This is a genomic window from Streptomyces sp. NPDC006544, assembly GCF_040611715.1.
Classification (GTDB): Bacteria; Actinomycetota; Actinomycetes; order Streptomycetales; family Streptomycetaceae; genus Streptomyces.
Map to the genome: position 1 here is coordinate 34,191 of NZ_JBEXOV010000054.1, position 16,911 is coordinate 51,101.

Consider the following 16,911-nt stretch of genomic DNA (forward strand, 5'->3'; position numbering starts at 1 on the left):
CACCGGGCCGGGGCCGGCCGGGCGCGGCAGGACGTCATGACGCCGCTGCCGCCCGGCGTCCCCAGCCCGCCAGGGCCCGGGCCGGCGCGGACCTGCCGCGGTCCGGCACCGTCCACAGCGTCTCGCCCCGCACGCCCCAGCGTTCCAGCAGCGCGTTCGCCGCCAGGAACCCGCTGGTGGCCGCCCTTTCCATCAGGGCCACCGGCAGGTCGGTCCGCACCAGGTCACCGGCGAGCACCACCCGCGGGTCCCCCGTACGCACGGCGGGCCGGTCCTGGTAGCCGCCCACGGTGAACAGCGGACAGTCCTCGCGCCACTCGTGCCGGGCGTCCACGATCCCAGCGGCCGATGTCTCCGGATACGCCTCGCGCAGCTGCCCCAGCAGCCCCTCCTGTACCTGCTGGCGCCGCTCCGCCGGATCGACCGCGTAGGCGTGCAGCTCCACCACCGAACCGCCGGTCTTCAGCGCCCAGCGGTGCGCCTCGCCCTCGAACCGGTCCAGGACGGTGACGTTGTCGAGGCCGCCGAACCCACTGGTGCCGAGGAAGCCGGGGCGCGTGCCCGCGACCGGAGCGGACAGCCACAGCCGGGAGACCAGGAACGCCGGCGCCGTCCTCAGTCCGGCGATCCGCTCGCGCCACACCGGGTTCAGCAACTCGGGCGACGCGCCGACCACGGCCTTGAGCCCCCCGGTGTCCAGGGCCAGTACGACGGCGTCACAGCGTTCTGCGCCGGCCTCCGTGACGACGTCCACCTGCTCCTCGCCGACGGGGCGCACCCCGTGCACCGCCGTGCCCGTACGGATCCGCACGCCCAGCCCGTCCAGGTGACGGGCCAGCGGATCCCACAGGGCCTGCGGGAACGGCTCGCGGGGCACGTCGAACAGCAGCCCCTCGCTCGATCCGAGGAAGTAGATGTGGAACATCAGCGCCAGTTCGGCCGCCGACAGGGTGGCCGGGTCGGCGAAGAAGCTGCGCGAGAACACGTCGAAGGCCAGGTGGAGGGCCGCTTCAGGGAAGCGGATCGAGGCCAGGAACTCGCTGGCACTGACCTGGTCCAGTGCCTCGTAGACCCCGGGAACACCCACGTCCAGCAGCGGCAGGGCCGCCCGCGGGTTCATCCGGCCCAGATCCCTCCAGCCGAACGACGGGCTCTGCGCGACGAACCCGAGGGCGCTGAGCGGCGGCGTGCGCGGCACGCGGGCAAAGCTGTCCTGACCGCCGTCGCGGTGCCGCAGGGGATAGTCCGCCAGCCCCGTCAGGCCGTTGAGGCCCGGATCCGTACGCCTCAGCAGCGCCCTCAGGTTGTAGTACTGCCGGAAGAACGCGTGGAAGCCCCGGCTCATCGTGACCTGTGAACCGTCCGCCAGCTGCGTCCGCCAGCCGGCCAGCCTGCCGCCGAGCTGCTGGTCCCGTTCGTAGACGCTCACGCGCACACCGCGCTCGGCGAGCACCGTGGCCGCTGCCAGTCCGGCGATGCCCCCGCCGACCACCGCCACCCGCGGAGCGTCCCCCTCGACCCGCGCCCGCCCGCCCCGCCCGTCGATCCGCCGGGCGCGCCGGTCCCGGCCCGGGCGGACCCCCCGGTTCACTCGGCGACCCGGCCGACGAAGGTGTGGGTGATGCCCGTCTGCCATCCCGGCAGGGGCAGCACCCGCACGTCCGTGAACCCGGCGGCGCGCATCCGTTCCGCGAACTCCCCGGCGGTGTCGAAGTCGAGCACGCTGCGCCACAGGTGCTCGTACAGCCCGGCGTCCCCGCCGGCCCGCCCCAGAGGCATGATCACGGTGCGGCACACGGCCGTCCACAGCGCCCGGTGCACCGGCTTCCCACTGAGCGCGTACTCGTGCACGGCGATCCGCCCGCCCGGCGCCATCGTGGCGCGTACGGCGGCCAGCGCCCGGTCCGGATCGGGCACGTTGCGCACCACGTAGGCCGCGAAGACGGCGTCGAAGGGGCCCTCGACCCCGGCCTCGGCCAGCCGGCCGGCCGACGCCCGGACGAAGCGGACCCCGGCCGGCCAGCTCTTGGCTGTGGCCCTCTCCAGCATGCCCGGCGAGGCGTCCACCCCGGTGATGTCGGCCTCCGCGGCGGCCGACAGGAGGGCGGCCGTCGAGGCGCCGGTACCGCAGCCGAGATCCAGGACGCGGGCGCCGCGGCCGCCGTCCGGCAGGCCCAGGCGGCGTGCCGAACGGCGCAGATGCCCGTGGTAGCCGGGGTTCGCCCGCACCAACAGGTCGTAGCGTGACGCGGCACGGTCGAAGGCGACCGACAGCGCGTCGTCGCGCAGCAGGGACATGAAGGCCTTTCAGCTTCGTCCCGGCACCCGGGCCGGCACGGATCGGCGAAGCAGCGGCAGCTCCAACAGCGACCGCAGCATGGGACGGACGGGTGTGCGCAGCCCGATTGTGAAGTCCTCCCAGGGCGAGGTCGCCCCGTCCAGGAACCGCAGGATCCGCTCGGCGGGCACGGCGGAGAAGAGGCGGGCGAAGAAGGCCCCGCCGTCGATGCGGCCGGTGTCCAGCGCCCGCAGCATGACGGCGTCCATGGCCCGGGCCCTGGGTCCGTGCACGGGGGGAGTCCGGTCCGGGGAGCGGCCCGCCAGCACAGCCTCGGCGAGCTGACGGCTCTGGCGCTGGATCGCTGCGAAGGTGTAGCCCGTGGAGGGCCGCGTCGCACCGCCCGCGGCCCCGATGAGGTGGACCCGCCGTCCGGCGCTCCGGGGGAACCGGCCGTCGGTCATCGGGATCACTCCCTGCTCCCGCTCCACCACGGTGTGGTCGCCCAGGCCCAGGACCGCCCTGCAGTAGTGCCCCAGGGCGCGCTCGTAGGCGGCTTCGTCCAGGACTTCCCGGGAGAACTCCGTGTACTCGACCAGTGCCTCGGACCGGCTGAGCGGCAACACGTAACCGAAGGCCAGCCCGTGGGCGGGCTGGGGTACGCGGAAGTCCATCAGGGTCGCCGCGCCGGGATCGAATGCGGGACGTCCGGTGCGCACGAACCAGCCCCGGAAGTGCTGGAGCAGGGTGGTCCGTGCCGCGGGCAGCTGCCGCGGGGGGCGGGAGTCGAAGACCAGGCCCGCGCGCAGCACCGCCGGATCCCCCGCGGCGTCGCGGCCGTGGACCACCGCCCCGGCGGCGCCGGCGTCGGCCACCGCCTCCACGGTCATCGGCCGCAGGCTCACCCCGTGGACGGACAGTCGGCGGGTCATGGCCTCCTCGAAGCGGTCCGACCTCAGCATCTTGTACCTGAGCGGTCCCAGCGAGCGGTCGATGACCCCGCCGTCCGGGCCGTGGACGCGCAGCCGGTCCCAGCTTCCCGACAGCAGGCCGTCGTAGGGTCCGGCGCCTGCTTCCCAATAGCACCAGGTGCGAGCGGGAGGACGCAACGGCCCGGGCGGCGCCTCGACCACGATCACCGTGGCCGCGGGCCTTCCCCGGGGCGTCGTCTCCACGAGCCCGACTGCCAGGCTCAGGCCGGCTGCCCCGGCACCGACCACGGTCACATCTGCATCCCAGGGCACCCTCAGGCCTCCCGCCGTCCGCATCGTCCGTGGTCACTTCCGTGCCTGGCATCCCCGTGGATGCAGTAAAACCCCTCGCCGACCGGAACTCTTCACGACGCGTCGACAACGGGGCCGGACGCGCGGCGAATTCCGACCCGCCTGCCGGCCCGTATGGCTGCCGGTCGCCGGACCGCGGGCCGGTGGAGGACATACGGGTGTCCGTACGGGGCAGTCGCACACTGCGGTGCCCGGCGCCTGGCCCTTGGCGCCTGGCGGCCGCCGCAGACGCAGACGCAGAACGTGAAGGGGACGGACGTGAAGAACAGCGAGCCCGCGAAAGACAGGAATGCCGGACGGGAGATCCCGGATCTGCCCGACAACGGAGCGATGGTCGACGAACACGGCCGCCCTCCCGGAGTGCCCTCCCGTACGGGAACAGGGTCGTCCGCGCCGCCCGCCGACGCCGATCGTGTGGAGAAGGCCTCGGAGGACCACCGAGGAGACGCCCGGCACTGAAGCGACCGGCGGCGGACGAGCCGCCTCCGCCGGCGGAGCGGGAGGGGGAAACCCCCCGGCTCGATCAGGGGGTGTGTCACATGGTCGGCGCATCCGTGGCCGGACAGCCTGGAGGCATGCACCTTCACAAGCCTGCTCTGGCCGTACTGCCCGTCCTACTCCTTTCGATCGGCGCGTCGATCGTCGCCGTACCCGCCGCCACCGCGTCGCCCGCGCGGGCCGCTTCGGCCGCCTCTGCCTCTGCCTCTGCTGCCGAGTCTCCGGTCGCGGCCCTGGACCGGATCGCGGCCCCGCTGCGGTCCACCGACCCGCAGGACAGCCTCAAGGATCTACGGGCCCTCGGCAGGATGGTGGGCGACGCCAAGCTCGTGGGTCTGGGTGAGGCCACCCACAGCTCACACGAGTTCTTCACGATGAAGCACCGGGTGTTCCGCTACCTCGTGCAGGAGAAGGGCTTCCGCACCTTCGCACTCGAAGGCAGCTGGAGCGCCGGACTGCGGCTGAACGACTACGTCCTGCACGGCAAGGGAAACCTGCGGCAGCTCATGGACGAGGAGTTCCAGAACGTCTACGCCAGCTGGAACAACGCCGAGTACCGCGACCTGGTGCAGTGGATGCGCGACTACAACGTCAAGCACCCGAAGGACCCGGTGCAGTTCATGGGCAACGACAGCGCGTACGCCGGTCCGGACCTGTACGACCAGGTGAACGCCTACGTGGCCGGGGCACTCCCCCGACTGGCGCCGCGCTTCGCCGAGCTCTACCGGGACATGCGCCCGGCCACCGGCGTGGACGGCTACGTCAATGCGTACCTGGCGAAGCCGCTCGCCGAGCGGAAGGCCCTCGCGGAGCGGACGGCGCTCGCGGTGACCCTGCTCGAGCAGCGGCGACCGGGCCGGGGTGCCGACGGCGAGGCGTACGCGTGGGCCGTGCAGCAGGCCACCGCGATCGACCAGATGGCCCGTCTCTTCGCCTACGACTACGACGACCCGCAGCAGGTGGTGGAGAGCATGCGCTACCGCGACTCGGTCATGGCCGCGAACGTGGTCTGGTGGGAACAGCGCACCGGGCACAAGATCCTGCTGGCCGCCCACAACGCCCATGTCGCCCTGGAGACCTACACGCCGGCCTCCTACCCCAAGGTCCAGGGCACCTTCCTGCGCGAGGCGCTGGGCGACCGCTACGTCAGCATCGCCACCACCTTCGACCGGGGCTCGTTCAACGCCACCGGGGAGGACGGCGTCATGCGGAAGGTCACCGTAGGAGCCTCGCAGCCCGGCAGCGCCGAGCACACCCTGGACCGGGTCCGCCTGCGCGACTTCGTCGTCGATCTGCGGAACGCACCGGCCGGGGCGCGCGACTGGCTGGCCGCCCCGCACACCGTCAAGCGCATCGGGACGGCCTACCCCGCCCCCCACACGGATCCGCAGATCTCGCTGGCGCGGTCACACGACATCCTCATCCACCTGCACCAGGTGACCGCGGCCGAGCTGCTGACCCCGTCGGCCCGCTGAAGGCTGCACCGACGATCCGGGCGGCGGCTCCCGGCGTGCCGGAGCAGCGCACGCCGGGACTCTCGCTGGAGGCCGCCTGAAGAGCGGGCGCGCGACAGGGGGGTTATCCCCCGGGCCGACAGGCCGACCCGCCGCATGGTGCGCCGGGGTTCCGGGCGGCAGGGTGAAAGCGTGAAAGATGCACGAGCGGGTCGACGGAACGTACTGGTCGCAATCATGGGTGAAGGCGAGGGTGGCGGCCCGGGCGCTGGGATCGGCGCGTTCCTGCGTGCCCCGCTCGCGGCGCGCACCTGGCGCGAGTTCGGACACCTGCTGAGCGGGCTGCCGCTGAGCCTCGTGTACTTCTCGTTGGCGATCACGGGCGTGGGTCTCGGCGCCGGGCTGTTCTTCACCTTCCTCGGCGTCCCGGTCCTGGCCGGCGCACTGGCCCTGTGCCGCGAGTTCGGGCACCTGGAGCGGGCGCGGGCGCGCAGCCTGCTCGGGGTGGAGATCGCCGATCCCGCGCCGATCCGGGCGAGGGAGAGCGGGGCCCTGTCCGCGATGGGCGCGCTGCTCAAGAGCGGGAGCGCGTGGCGGCACGTGCTGTACTGCGTCGTCCACGTCCCGTTCGCGGCATTCGGGTTCGGGGTGGCGCTGGTCTTCGTGACGACCGGTGGGGCCTGCCTGTCGTACCCGTTGTGGTTCTGGGTGTTCCCGGCTTTCACCGACCAGCCCGGTCTCCAGCTCTTCCAGCGCGACGACTACGCCTTCTTCGCCGACTCGCCCGCCGCGATCGCCCTCACCTCCTTGATCGGGCTGGCGTTCACGCTCGCCACGCCGTGGGTGGTCCGGGCCCTGACCACCGTCGACCGGTTCCTGGTCAGCGGGCTGCTCGGGCCGTCCCGGCCGGACACCCGGCTCATCGAGCGGGAGTCCGGCCGGGGCGCCGTCGCGGACAGCGCCGGGGCCGACCTGCGGCGCGTCGAACGCGACCTGCACGACGGGGCGCAGGCCCGGCTGGCGGCGCTCTCCACGGGCCTGGGGCGGGCGAAGGAGAAGCTGCTCGAGGACCCGCAGGGCCCGGAGCGCGCGGCGGCGATGGTCGACGAGGCCCGCAGCGAGGTGAACCTGACGCTCCGGGAGCTGCGCGAACTGGCGCGGGGCGTCCACCCCGCCGTGCTGACCGGCCGGGGGCTGGACGCGGCGCTGTCCGCGGTGGCCTCGCGGTGCGCGGTTCCGGTGCGGGTCGCGGTGGACCTTCCGGCGCGGCCGACGGCGGCGATCGAGGGAATCGCGTACTTCGCGGTCGCGGAGCTGCTGCAGAACATCAGCAAGCACGCTCGATCGGCCTCGGTCGACGTGTGGAAGGCCCGGGAGCGCCTGCTGCTCCAGGTCTCCGACGACGGCGGTACGACGGCGACCGCCGAACTCCCCTGGCGGTCGTAGCCCGCCCCGGGCCGCCCAGCACACGGCGCCGCCGCCCCCAGGCCGGACCGGCTCGCGGCGCCGCCACGCCGGCCCTCGGCGGGGGAGCCGCCCGGGGCCGGCCGGGGTGGGCCAGGTGCGGGCGGGGCGGTGGGGCTGGTCGCCGGCCCCGGCGGCCCGGGCCGAGCCCGCGCCCGCCAGCCGGGCCGCCAGGAAGGCGCCGGTGAACGCGTCCCCGGCGCCCGTGGAGTCCACCGCCTCGGCGCTCTCCGCCGCGACCTCGGCGGTCACCCGGCCGTCCTCGGCGATCAGCGCCCCGGCCACGCCCCGGGTGACCACCACCAGCGGCACCCGCCGGCTCAGCTCCGCCGCCGCCCGCGCCACCCCGCCCGCCTCGGTGGACCCGGACCCGGGCGACCCGGTCAGCCCCGCCAGCAACAAGGCCTCGTCCTCGTTGGGCAGGAGGACGCCGGCCCCCGCCACGGCGTCGAGGAAGCGCCCCGGACCCAGCGCGGCCAGGAACCCGGCCGACGCCGGGTCCACGCTCACCGGCACGTCCCGGGCGCGGGCCGCCCGCAGCGCCACCAGGGCCAGGTCCCGGCTGCTGGCGGCGAAGAACAGATAACCGGACAGGTGGAGATGGGCCGCTCCGTCCAGCAGCTCCGGCACCCAGTCCTCGGGGGCGAGCCGCAGCGAGGCGCCGCTGTCGGTCAGGAAGGTCCGCTCCGCGTCCTGGCCGACCAGCGCGACCACCGTGCCGGTCGGCTCGGCCGGATCGATCACCAAGGTCGGCCGCACGCCCGCGTCGAGCAGGGCCCGCTCGTGCCACCGCGCCGTTTCACCGCCCACCCGCGCGAGGAGCCGCACGTCCGCGAGCCCCGTACGGGCCGCCCAGCAGGCCGCGTTGGCCCCCGCGCCCCCGGGCAGGGTCCGGATCCGGGCCGGGGTGTCGGTGGCCGGGGCCAGGGGCTCGGCATGTACCGCCACCACGTCGGTCACCACGTCCCCGACGACCAGCAGGGCACCCGGCCGGTCTGAAGCCGGCCGGTCTGAAGCCGGCCGGTCTGAACCCGGTCCGCCTGAAGCCGGCCCGCCTCCGGTCACGGCCGAGCCGCCCAGGCCCGCGCGATCCGCGCCCCGAGGCGCACGTTGCCGCGTACGGCCGCCAGGTTGGCCTCCAGGGAGGCCCCGCCCGTCGCGCGCACCAGGAACCCCAGCAGGAACGGTGTCACCGCCTGCCCCGTGATGCCCCGTTCCCGGCACTCCGACAGCGCCTCGGCCAGTACCCGGTCGTGCAGTTCCGGATCCAACTGCTCGGCCTCCGGCACCGGATTGGCGACCAGCAGCGCCGACTCCGGGCCGCCGAGTGCGTCCTGGGCGGCCATCACCGCCGCCACCTCCGCAGGCTGGTACACCGTCCAGTCCACCGGCTCGCCGGAGTCGGCCAGGTAGAACCCGGGGAAACGATCCGTCCCGTATCCGAGCACCCCCACCCCCAGCGTCTCCAGCCGCTGCAGCGTCGCCGGCACGTCCAGGATCGACTTCACCCCCGCGCACACCACCGTGATCCGCGTCCGCGCCAGCAGCGACAGGTCCGCCGACTCGTCCTGCGACCGCGTCCACTCCCGGTGCACGCCGCCGAGACCGCCCGTGGCGAAGACCCGCAGCCCCGCCCGCGCCGCCAGGAAGGCCGTCGCGGACACCGTCGTCGCGCCGGTCGCCCCCGTCGCCAGCGCGGGCGCCAGATCCCGGTGGCCGAGCTTGCGCACGCCCTCGCCGCTCGCGATCCGCTCCAGCCGCGCCTCGTCCAGTCCCGCGCGGGCCACGCCGTCGATGACCGCGATCGTGGCCGGAACGGCTCCCTCCGACCGGACCAGCTCCTCCAGTTCCCGGCCCACCGCCAGATTGCGGGGGCGGGGCAGGCCGTGCGCGAGGATCGTCGACTCCAGCGCCACGACGGGCCGCCGCCGGGCGAGGGCCTCGCGCACCTCCTCCGACAGGACCGGAACGGGGGCCTCGGCCGATGACGACGCTGCTGTGTGCTGTGACATGTCCCCATCCCTGGCACGGGATCCGGCGCCCCAAACGCGCCGCCGCCGACCGGGCGCGAACCTGTCCGCGTAGCGTCCCGAGTGAGAAGCATGAGAAGCACGAGCAGTATGTGAGGGATGGGCACCCCGTGGCCCGCGCGATGTCCCACCGGCCGTGGCACCGGCCCGTCGGGCTCGACAGGGTGACGCGCCGGGAAGGCGCGCGCTGGACGCTCTGGTCACCCCGGGGCGCGGTGGGCCCGGATTAGGCTGGCGCGCCATGAGCACCAGTGACCACAGCGCCGCCCCGTCCGAGGCCTCCGCCCCCGCACCCGCCCCCGCCCCCGCTTCCTTCGCCGTCTCCGTACCCGACCTTCCGGACACGGAACTGGAGCGCGAGGACCTCGATCCCGCACAGGTCCTCTCCGGAGAGCCGGTGGTGACGGGCAAGGTGCTGTGGGAGGCGGCGGACGGCTCCCAGGTGCGCGGGATCTGGCAGATCACCCCCGGGGTGGTCACCGACACCGAGGCCGACGAGCTGTTCGTGGTGGTCAGCGGCCGCGCCACCATCGAGGTGGAGGGCGGCGCGACGCTGGAGGTCGGACCCGGCTCGGCCTGCGTGCTGCGGGAGGGCGACAAGACGACCTGGACCATCCACGAGACGCTCCGCAAGGCGTACCACATCAGCTACTGAGCCGCTGAGGACGCCTTCACCGGGTGGCGGCGCGAGGTGAACAGCGCGAGCGCCGCCATCGGCAGCAGCAACGCGGCGCCGACCGCGTTGAGCCAGCCGTAGCCCGCCTGGGACATGATCAGACCGGCGACCGCGCCGCCCACGCCCGCTGCCGTGTTCATCGTCAGGTCGCTCAGCCCCTGCACCGCGGCCCGCGCGGGCTGCGGCACCGAGTCGGTCAGCAGCGCCGACCCGGACACCATGCCGGCGGACCAGCCGAGGCCGAGCAGGAACAGCCCGGCCGCGCTCTGGGCGTGGTCCGGGCCGGCCGTGCCGGCGAGCAGGGCGGCCACCGACAGCAGCCCGGCCGCCAGGCCGATCACGGACAGCCGGCCGAGCCGGTCCGCGAGCCAGCCCATCACCGGCGAGAAGGCGAACATGCCGGCGATGTGTCCGCTGATGACCAGCCCGATGAGCTGCAGCTCGGCGCCGTGGTGGCCCAGGTCGACCGGGGTCATCACCATGATCGAGACCATGGTGGTGTGGGACACCGCGATGGTGACCAGCGCGAGCCGGGCCCGTGGGGAGGCCTTGACGGCCGCGAAACCGGCGCGCAGCGAACGCCCGGCGCGGGTCTGTTCCGCGGGCGCGGCGAGCGCGCGGGCCGTCAGGAGCGGGTCGGGGCGCAGGAGTACGGCGATCAGGGCGGCGGTGAGCAGGAAGACGGCGCCGGCCCAGACGAAGGGCCCCGCCATCTCGGGTATGGAGGTGCCGGCGAAGCTGCGGCTGGCCGGGGCGGAGAGGTTGGGGCCGAGCACCGCGCCCAGGGTGGAGGCCCAGACGACCAGGGAGATGGCCCGGGCGCGGCGGCCGGGCTCGGCGAGGTCGGAGGCGGCGAAGCGGGCCTGGAGGTTGGCGGAGGAGGCGGCTCCGAAGGCGGCCATGCCGAGCATCAGGAGCGGAAAGCTCTTGACCGAGGCGGCGAGGACCACGAGGGCCGCGCCGGCGGCGCCGATGAGGTAGGCCAGGACCAGGCCGGGGCGACGGCCGCGGGCGGTCATCAGGGCGGCGAGCGGGAGCGAGACCAGGGCCGTCCCGATCACGGCGGCGGTGGAGGCGAAGCCGGACAGCGACTCCGTGCCGCTGATCTCGGTGGCCAGTACCGGGGCCAGGGCGATGCTGACGGGCACGCCGATCCCGCTCAGCATCTGGCTGGCGATCAGCACGCCGGAGGTCCGGCGCTGGAGTCGGGGCAGGTCGGCGAGGGTCACCGGCGCGGCGGTCCGGTCGGCGGCGGGCCCGGCGCTCACGCGGTCGGCCCCTGACCGGGACACGGACACGGGGGCGGTACGGGGGCGGGCGCGGCGGCAGCAGTAGTCACCGCGGCAGTTTCGCACCCCTTACCGCCCGGCGGAACCGGATAAGCGGCCGCCGGGAGCGGAGCCTCGCGGCCGGGGCCGCGCGCAGAGCAGGAGGCATCGGGACGGGCGACGGAACCCGCATCGGCCGGGGCGTCGCAGCGGACCGCGCGACGGACGCGGCGGACGCGGCGGAGATCAGAACAGCGGCGGCGGGAGCACGCCCTCCAGGGCGAGCAGGACGCGCTTGGTCTCCACGCCGCCGCCGAAGCCGCCGATGCCCCCGTCGTTCTCCACGACCCGGTGGCAGGCCACCACCAGCGGCAGCGGGTTCGATCCCATGGCGTTGCCGACGGCCTGCGCCGCGCCCGGCTGGCCGACGCGCGCGGCCAGTTCCCCGTAGCTCACGACCGCCCCGTAGGGCACCGAACGGTCCAGTTCCCGCAGGACCTGCCGGTTGAAGCCGGAGCTGAGCCGCCAGTCCAGCCGCAGGTCGAAGCGGCGCAGGGTGCCGGCGAAGTAGGAGGTCAGCTGGCGTATCGGCTCGGCCAGCAGGACCTCCTCGCCCGACGGCGGACGCCAGGCGTCGGCGCCGAGCCGGGAGATCAGCGCGCCGGTCGCCCGCTCGGCCCGGTCCGGCCCGGCGTGGAACTCGACCCGGACCAGACCCTCCGGGGTCGCGGCCAGGAGCAGGGGCCCGATGTCGCTGGGGACGACGGTCCATTCGAGGCGCGGCCCGCGGGGCCGCTCGGTGCTGTCCACCCCCTCACGGTACGGCCACCCGCTGACAGCGGAGCTCCCCGGTTCAGTACGCGCCCACCGCGTCCCGTACGACATCGGGCTTGTTCGTGATGATCCCGTCCACGCCCATGTCCTGGACCTTCCGGGCGGTCTGCGCGTCGTCCACGATCCAGGTGTCCACCTCCATCGCCTTGCCGTGGGCGCCGAGCAGTCCGTGCACCGCCGCCACCCAGTCCTCGTTGATCGTGGTGTACCAAGGGTTGATCCGGTCGGCGAACTGCGCGTACCGGGGCAGATCGGCCACGGGTGGGGTGCCGAGGAAGGCCGTCACGAGGTCCGGGCGCAGCTCGTGCACGATGCGCACGGACTCGGCGCTGAAGCTCTGGACGACCAGCCTCCGGCTCACGTGGTTCTCGTCGAGCCAGCCGGTGTCGGCCAGTACCCGCAGGGTCTGCTCCTCGATCCCGGGGTAGATCTCCGGCTTCTTGATCTCCAGGAGCAGCCGCTGCCAGTTGCGCTGCACCCGGTCCATGTACTCCCGCAGGGTCGGCACGCGGGCGCCGGCGAACCGCGGCGCGAACCAGCTGCCCGCGTCCAGCCCGCGGATCTCCTCGGCCGTGAAGTCCTTGACGCGCCACGGCTTGCGGTCGGGGTACACCTGCTCGACGTCGGTGGTGCGGGCCAGGGTGTCGTCGTGGATCACCACGAGCTCGCCGTCCTTGGTGCGCTGGACGTCGTTCTCCACCCAGTCGATGCCCATGCGCATGGCGAGGTCGATCGCCTCGAGGGTGTTCTCCGGCGCGTACGCCGAGGCCCCCCGGTGGGCGTACACGATCGGGTTGGAGAGCCAGTCCGGACCGGGCGCCGCGGAGGCGGCCGTCGCGCCGAACACGGTGAGGGTGAGTCCCAGGAAGGCGGCGGTGGCCGCGGCGACGGGTCGGACGTACATGCGCGTTCTCCTCGGTCGTGAGCCCTGCTCCTGCCTCAAACGGGCGTGGAGCGGCATTCGTTGCGGCAGTGCACGTGCGGGATTGCGGTGTTCGACGGTCTTTCAGGGAGAGCCGTGTACGGCGATCATGGGGTTGAAGATCGTGGGGGCGCCACCGAACTACGACAAACGGACCAGACGACCCGCGGGGATCCGACGGCCGCGGGAGCGTGGAGTGTCAGTGGAGGGTCGTACGGTTGACCCATGCGGCCCGTATCGAAGATCGAACGCACGGTGGCGCCTTTCGAGGTCGTCAGTTCCTACCAGCCCAGCGGCGACCAGCCGACGGCCATCGCCGAGCTGGAGAAGCGCATCCGTGCAGGTGAGAAGGACGTCGTGCTGCTCGGCGCGACCGGAACCGGCAAGTCGGCGACCACCGCCTGGATGATCGAGAAGCTCCAGCGGCCCACGCTGGTGATGGCACCCAACAAGACGCTCGCCGCCCAGCTGGCGAACGAGTTCCGCGAGCTCCTGCCGAACAACGCCGTCGAGTACTTCGTCTCGTACTACGACTACTACCAGCCCGAGGCCTACGTACCGCAGTCGGACACCTACATCGAGAAGGACTCCTCGATCAACGAGGAGGTGGAGCGGCTGCGCCACTCCGCGACCAACTCCCTCCTCACCCGGCGCGACGTGATCGTCGTCGCGTCCGTGTCCTGCATCTACGGCCTCGGCACCCCGCAGGAGTACGTGGACCGGATGGTCCCCCTCAAGGTGGGGGAGGAGATGGACCGCGACCAGCTGCTGCGCCGCTTCGTCGAGATCCAGTACACGCGCAACGACGTGGCCTTCACCCGGGGCACCTTCCGGGTGCGCGGCGACACCATCGAGATCTTCCCGGTCTACGAGGAACTGGCCGTCCGCATCGAGATGTTCGGCGACGAGATCGAGGCGCTGTCCACCCTGCACCCGCTGACGGGCGAGGTGATCAGCGACGACCGCGAGCTGTACGTCTTCCCCGCCAGCCACTACGTCGCCGGCCCCGAGCGCATGGAGAAGGCCGTCCGCGGCATCGAGACCGAGCTGGCCGAGCGCCTCGCCGAGCTGGAGAAGCAGGGCAAGATGCTCGAGGCGCAGCGGCTGCGCATGCGCACCACCTACGACCTGGAGATGATGCGCCAGATCGGCTCCTGCTCCGGCATCGAGAACTACTCGCTGCACATGGACGACCGCGAGCGGGGTTCGGCGCCCAACACCCTCATCGACTACTTCCCCGAGGACTTCCTCCTCGTCATCGACGAGTCGCACGTCACGGTCCCGCAGATCGGCGCGATGTACGAGGGCGACGCCTCCCGCAAGCGGACGCTGGTCGACCACGGCTTCCGCCTCCCCTCGGCCCTGGACAACCGGCCGCTGAAGTGGGAAGAGTTCCAGGAGCGGATCGGCCAGACCGTCTACCTGTCGGCCACCCCGGGGAAGTACGAGCTCTCGCGCGGCGACGGCTTCGTCGAGCAGATCATCCGCCCGACCGGCCTCATCGACCCGGAGGTCGTGGTCAAGCCCACCGAGGGCCAGATCGACGACCTCGTGCACGAGATCCGCCAGCGGGTCGAGAAGGACGAGCGGGTCCTGGTCACCACCCTCACCAAGAAGATGGCCGAGGACCTCACCGACTACTTCCTGGAGCTCGGCATCCAGGTCCGCTACCTGCACAGCGACGTCGACACCCTGCGCCGCATCGAGCTCCTGCGCGAGCTGCGCGCCGGCGAGTACGACGTCCTCGTCGGCATCAACCTGCTGCGCGAGGGCCTCGACCTGCCCGAGGTGTCGCTGGTGGCGATCCTCGACGCCGACAAGCAGGGCTTCCTGCGTTCCGGCACCTCCCTGATCCAGACCATCGGCCGCGCGGCGCGCAACGTCTCCGGCCAGGTCCACATGTACGCGGACTCCATCACCCCGGCCATGGCGCAGGCGATCGACGAGACCAACCGGCGCCGTGAGAAGCAGGTCGCGTACAACACGGCCCACGGGATCGACCCGCAGCCGCTGCGCAAGAAGATCAACGACATCGTGGCGACGATCGCCCGCGAGGAGCTCGACACCGAGCAGCTCCTCGGCACCGGGTACCGCCAGACCAAGGACGGCAAGGCGGTCAAGGCGCCGGTCCCGGCGCTGGGCGGCAAGGCGGCCGGGCAGGCCAAGGCGGACGCCAAGGGCGGCAAGGGCGGCAAGGGTGCGAAGGCCGGCGTGGTGGCGACCGACCGGCCCGCCGCCGAACTGGCCTCTCTCATCGAGCAGATGACCGAGCGCATGCGCGGCGCGGCCGCGGAGCTCCAGTTCGAGGTCGCGGCCCGGATCCGGGACGAGGTGAGCGAGCTGAAGAAGGAGCTCCGACAGATGAAGGAAGCGGGCCTCGCCTGACCCGGAGGCGGTCAGTAGGGTTGGCACCAGCCGCAGGTACACGCTGCGCACCCACAACGGGGCGGGCTAGGGAGAGGGGACAGCGCGTGACGGTCAACATGACCAAGGGTCAGGCCATCAGTCTGCAGAAGGCGGACGGGGGCACGCTGACCGCGGTCCGCATGGGCCTGGGCTGGCAGGCGGCCAAGCGCCGCGGGCTCTTCGGCTCGCGGACCCGGGAGATCGACCTCGACGCGTCGGCGGTGCTCTTCGCCGACAAGCAGCCCGTGGACGTCGTGTTCTTCCGGCACCTGCAGAGCGACGACGGCTCGGTGCGGCACACCGGCGACAACCTCGTCGGCGGTGTCGGCCAGGGCGGGGACGACGAGTCGATCCTCGTCGACCTGCAGCGCGTGCCGGTGCACATCGACCAGATCGTCTTCACGGTGAACTCCTTCACCGGCCAGACGTTCCAGGAGGTGCAGAACGCGTTCTGCCGCATCGTCGACGAGACCAACGGCCAGGAGCTGGCCCGCTACACCCTCGACGGCGGCGGCCAGTACACCGCGCAGATCATGGCGAAGGTGTCGCGCGTCGGCAGCGGCTGGCAGATGACGGCCCTCGGGAACCCGGCCAACGGGCGGACCTTCCAGGACCTGATGCCGGCGATCCTGCCGCACCTGTAGGACGAAGCACGGCGCGACCGACGGCACGGCTGAAGAACGGGTACGGGGGAGGGGCTGCACGATGACGGCCGAACTGGTCCGGGGGCAGAACCACCCCCTGTCCCGGAGCCGGGTGGAGGTCAGGATCTCGGCGGGCACACCCGTGCTCGCGCTGGTCCAGGTCTGCGACGACGCGGGCCGGCTCGCCGGGCCCGGAGCGGTGGCCCACCCCGGCGCCCGTGCCCTGCCGGGGCTCGAAGCGCCCGAAGGGATCGCGGCGCGGCACCGCATGACCGTCGACCTCGACGCGGTCGGCCCGGCCGTGCACCGGGTCGGCGTCGTGCTCGTCCTGCCGCCCGGCGGTCCGCCGCGCTTCGGAGCGGTCCCGGCGTCCTACGTGTCGGTGGCCGAACCGGAGGGCGCCGAGCTCGTCGGGTACACGCTGACCGACCTGGACTCCGAGACCGCGGTCCTCGCCCTGGAGCTGTACCGGCGCCAGGGCGCCTGGAAGGTCCGCGCCGTCGGCCAGGGGTACGCCGGCGGGCTCGGCGCGCTGCTGGCCGACGCCGGCCTGAGCGCCCCCGCGGCCGCGGAGCTGACCGCCGCCGCGACGGGACTTACGGCGCCGGGCGACATCACCCTGGCGGCCATGCCGACCGGGACGACGCCCACCGTGCCGCGCGGCCTGCGGGCCCCGGCCCCCGCCCCCCACCCGACCCCGGCGCCGGACGCGCCGCCGGCCCCGGCGGCTCCCGCGCCCCCGGATCCGCTCCCGGCCCCCGGGGCCCCCTACGCGGGCACGTCCGGCGGCGACACCGCCGGCGGACCGCCCACGATCAGCTACGCCCACCCGCGCCGCCGCACCAGCACCGAACCGCCCGAGCCCGCCCCGCGCGCCGCCGCGCCGGCGCAGCCCGGCGAACCGCCCCGGCCCGTCGCCGGGGACGCGAGCGGCTGGTCCATGGAAGAGCGGCTCTACAACCAGGTGTGGGGCATGTTCGAGGACATGGCCCGCTCGGTGGCCGCCTACCGCGGCGCCGTCGAGTTCGCCGACTCCCGCATGGACCGCGAGCTCGACGAGGCGCTGTCCGACCCGCGCCACCGCCTCGGCGGCTCCGGCAGCGCCGCCCGCGACGGCGCCCGCGCCCGCCGCGACGAGCTGGTCGCGCGGGCGC

At 73.5% G+C, this 16,911-nt stretch carries 13 protein-coding genes and 1 pseudogene; 6 read left to right on the forward strand and 8 right to left on the reverse strand.

Annotated features, from left to right (window positions below):
* Positions 1-34: 34 nt before the first annotated feature.
* The 3 genes from ABZY44_RS23650 to ABZY44_RS23660 are packed head-to-tail and all read right to left on the reverse strand — an operon-like array spanning position 35 to position 3,546.
* A complete protein-coding gene (locus tag ABZY44_RS23650; protein WP_356656939.1) occupies positions 35-1,636 on the reverse strand; it encodes an FAD-dependent oxidoreductase in 1,602 nt (533 codons plus the stop codon).
* Positions 1,588-2,298, reverse strand: coding sequence for a class I SAM-dependent methyltransferase (locus ABZY44_RS23655; RefSeq protein ID WP_356656941.1), 711 nt, complete (start codon positions 2,296-2,298; stop codon positions 1,588-1,590). Before ABZY44_RS23655 ends, ABZY44_RS23650 begins: the two co-directional genes overlap by 49 nt.
* 9 nt (positions 2,299-2,307) lie before the next feature.
* Positions 2,308-3,546: a lycopene cyclase family protein gene (locus ABZY44_RS23660; RefSeq protein WP_356656943.1), complete on the reverse strand. Its 1,239-nt coding sequence runs from the start codon at positions 3,544-3,546 to the stop codon at positions 2,308-2,310.
* 590 nt (positions 3,547-4,136) lie between these two features.
* On the opposite strand from ABZY44_RS23660, the gene ABZY44_RS23665 reads away from it, so the two are divergent.
* Positions 4,137-5,534 carry an erythromycin esterase family protein gene (locus ABZY44_RS23665; RefSeq protein ID WP_356656945.1) on the forward strand — a complete coding sequence of 466 codons (1,398 nt, stop codon included), beginning with the start codon at positions 4,137-4,139 and terminating at the stop codon, positions 5,532-5,534.
* Positions 5,535-5,750: 216 nt separating this feature from the next.
* Positions 5,751-6,959 carry a sensor domain-containing protein gene (locus tag ABZY44_RS23670; RefSeq protein ID WP_356656947.1) on the forward strand — a complete coding sequence of 403 codons (1,209 nt, stop codon included), beginning with the start codon at positions 5,751-5,753 and terminating at the stop codon, positions 6,957-6,959.
* Positions 6,960-7,109: 150 nt separating this feature from the next.
* Here the strand turns inward: ABZY44_RS23670 and ABZY44_RS23675 are convergent.
* Together ABZY44_RS23675 and ABZY44_RS23680 are read right to left on the reverse strand one after the other, a co-directional pair.
* Positions 7,110-7,958, reverse strand: a pseudogene (locus ABZY44_RS23675) (PfkB family carbohydrate kinase); the annotation flags it as partial.
* Between the two features lie 80 nt (positions 7,959-8,038).
* Positions 8,039-8,989 carry a pseudouridine-5'-phosphate glycosidase gene (locus tag ABZY44_RS23680; RefSeq protein WP_356656949.1) on the reverse strand — a complete coding sequence of 317 codons (951 nt, stop codon included), beginning with the start codon at positions 8,987-8,989 and terminating at the stop codon, positions 8,039-8,041.
* A gap of 259 nt (positions 8,990-9,248) precedes the next feature.
* On the opposite strand from ABZY44_RS23680, the gene ABZY44_RS23685 reads away from it, so the two are divergent.
* Entirely contained in the window at positions 9,249-9,662 is a 414-nt protein-coding gene (locus ABZY44_RS23685; RefSeq protein WP_356656951.1) for a cupin domain-containing protein, read from the forward strand.
* Here ABZY44_RS23685 and ABZY44_RS23690 read toward each other — a convergent pair.
* From ABZY44_RS23690 to ABZY44_RS23700, 3 genes are all read right to left on the reverse strand, one after another.
* Positions 9,656-10,849 (reverse strand): MFS transporter, encoded by a 1,194-nt coding sequence (locus tag ABZY44_RS23690; RefSeq protein ID WP_356656965.1) that lies wholly within the window; start codon positions 10,847-10,849, stop codon positions 9,656-9,658. The genes ABZY44_RS23685 and ABZY44_RS23690 overlap by 7 nt on opposite strands.
* A gap of 348 nt (positions 10,850-11,197) precedes the next feature.
* The gene (locus ABZY44_RS23695) at positions 11,198-11,761 is read right to left on the reverse strand and encodes a methylated-DNA--[protein]-cysteine S-methyltransferase (protein WP_356656953.1); all 564 of its coding nucleotides are present in this window, start codon (positions 11,759-11,761) and stop codon (positions 11,198-11,200) included.
* A gap of 43 nt (positions 11,762-11,804) precedes the next feature.
* Positions 11,805-12,689: a glycerophosphodiester phosphodiesterase family protein gene (locus ABZY44_RS23700; protein ID WP_356656955.1), complete on the reverse strand. Its 885-nt coding sequence runs from the start codon at positions 12,687-12,689 to the stop codon at positions 11,805-11,807.
* Between the two features lie 243 nt (positions 12,690-12,932).
* On the opposite strand from ABZY44_RS23700, the gene uvrB reads away from it, so the two are divergent.
* From uvrB to ABZY44_RS23715, 3 genes are all read left to right on the forward strand, one after another.
* On the forward strand, positions 12,933-15,092 hold the full coding sequence (gene uvrB / locus ABZY44_RS23705; protein WP_356656957.1) for an excinuclease ABC subunit UvrB: 2,160 nt from the start codon (positions 12,933-12,935) through the stop codon (positions 15,090-15,092).
* An 86-nt stretch (positions 15,093-15,178) separates the two neighbouring features.
* Positions 15,179-15,757 (forward strand): TerD family protein, encoded by a 579-nt coding sequence (locus tag ABZY44_RS23710; RefSeq protein ID WP_123077559.1) that lies wholly within the window; start codon positions 15,179-15,181, stop codon positions 15,755-15,757.
* A 61-nt stretch (positions 15,758-15,818) separates the two neighbouring features.
* The coding region (locus ABZY44_RS23715) for a TerD family protein (RefSeq protein WP_356656959.1) at positions 15,819-16,911 on the forward strand (1,093 nt) is incomplete at its 3' end.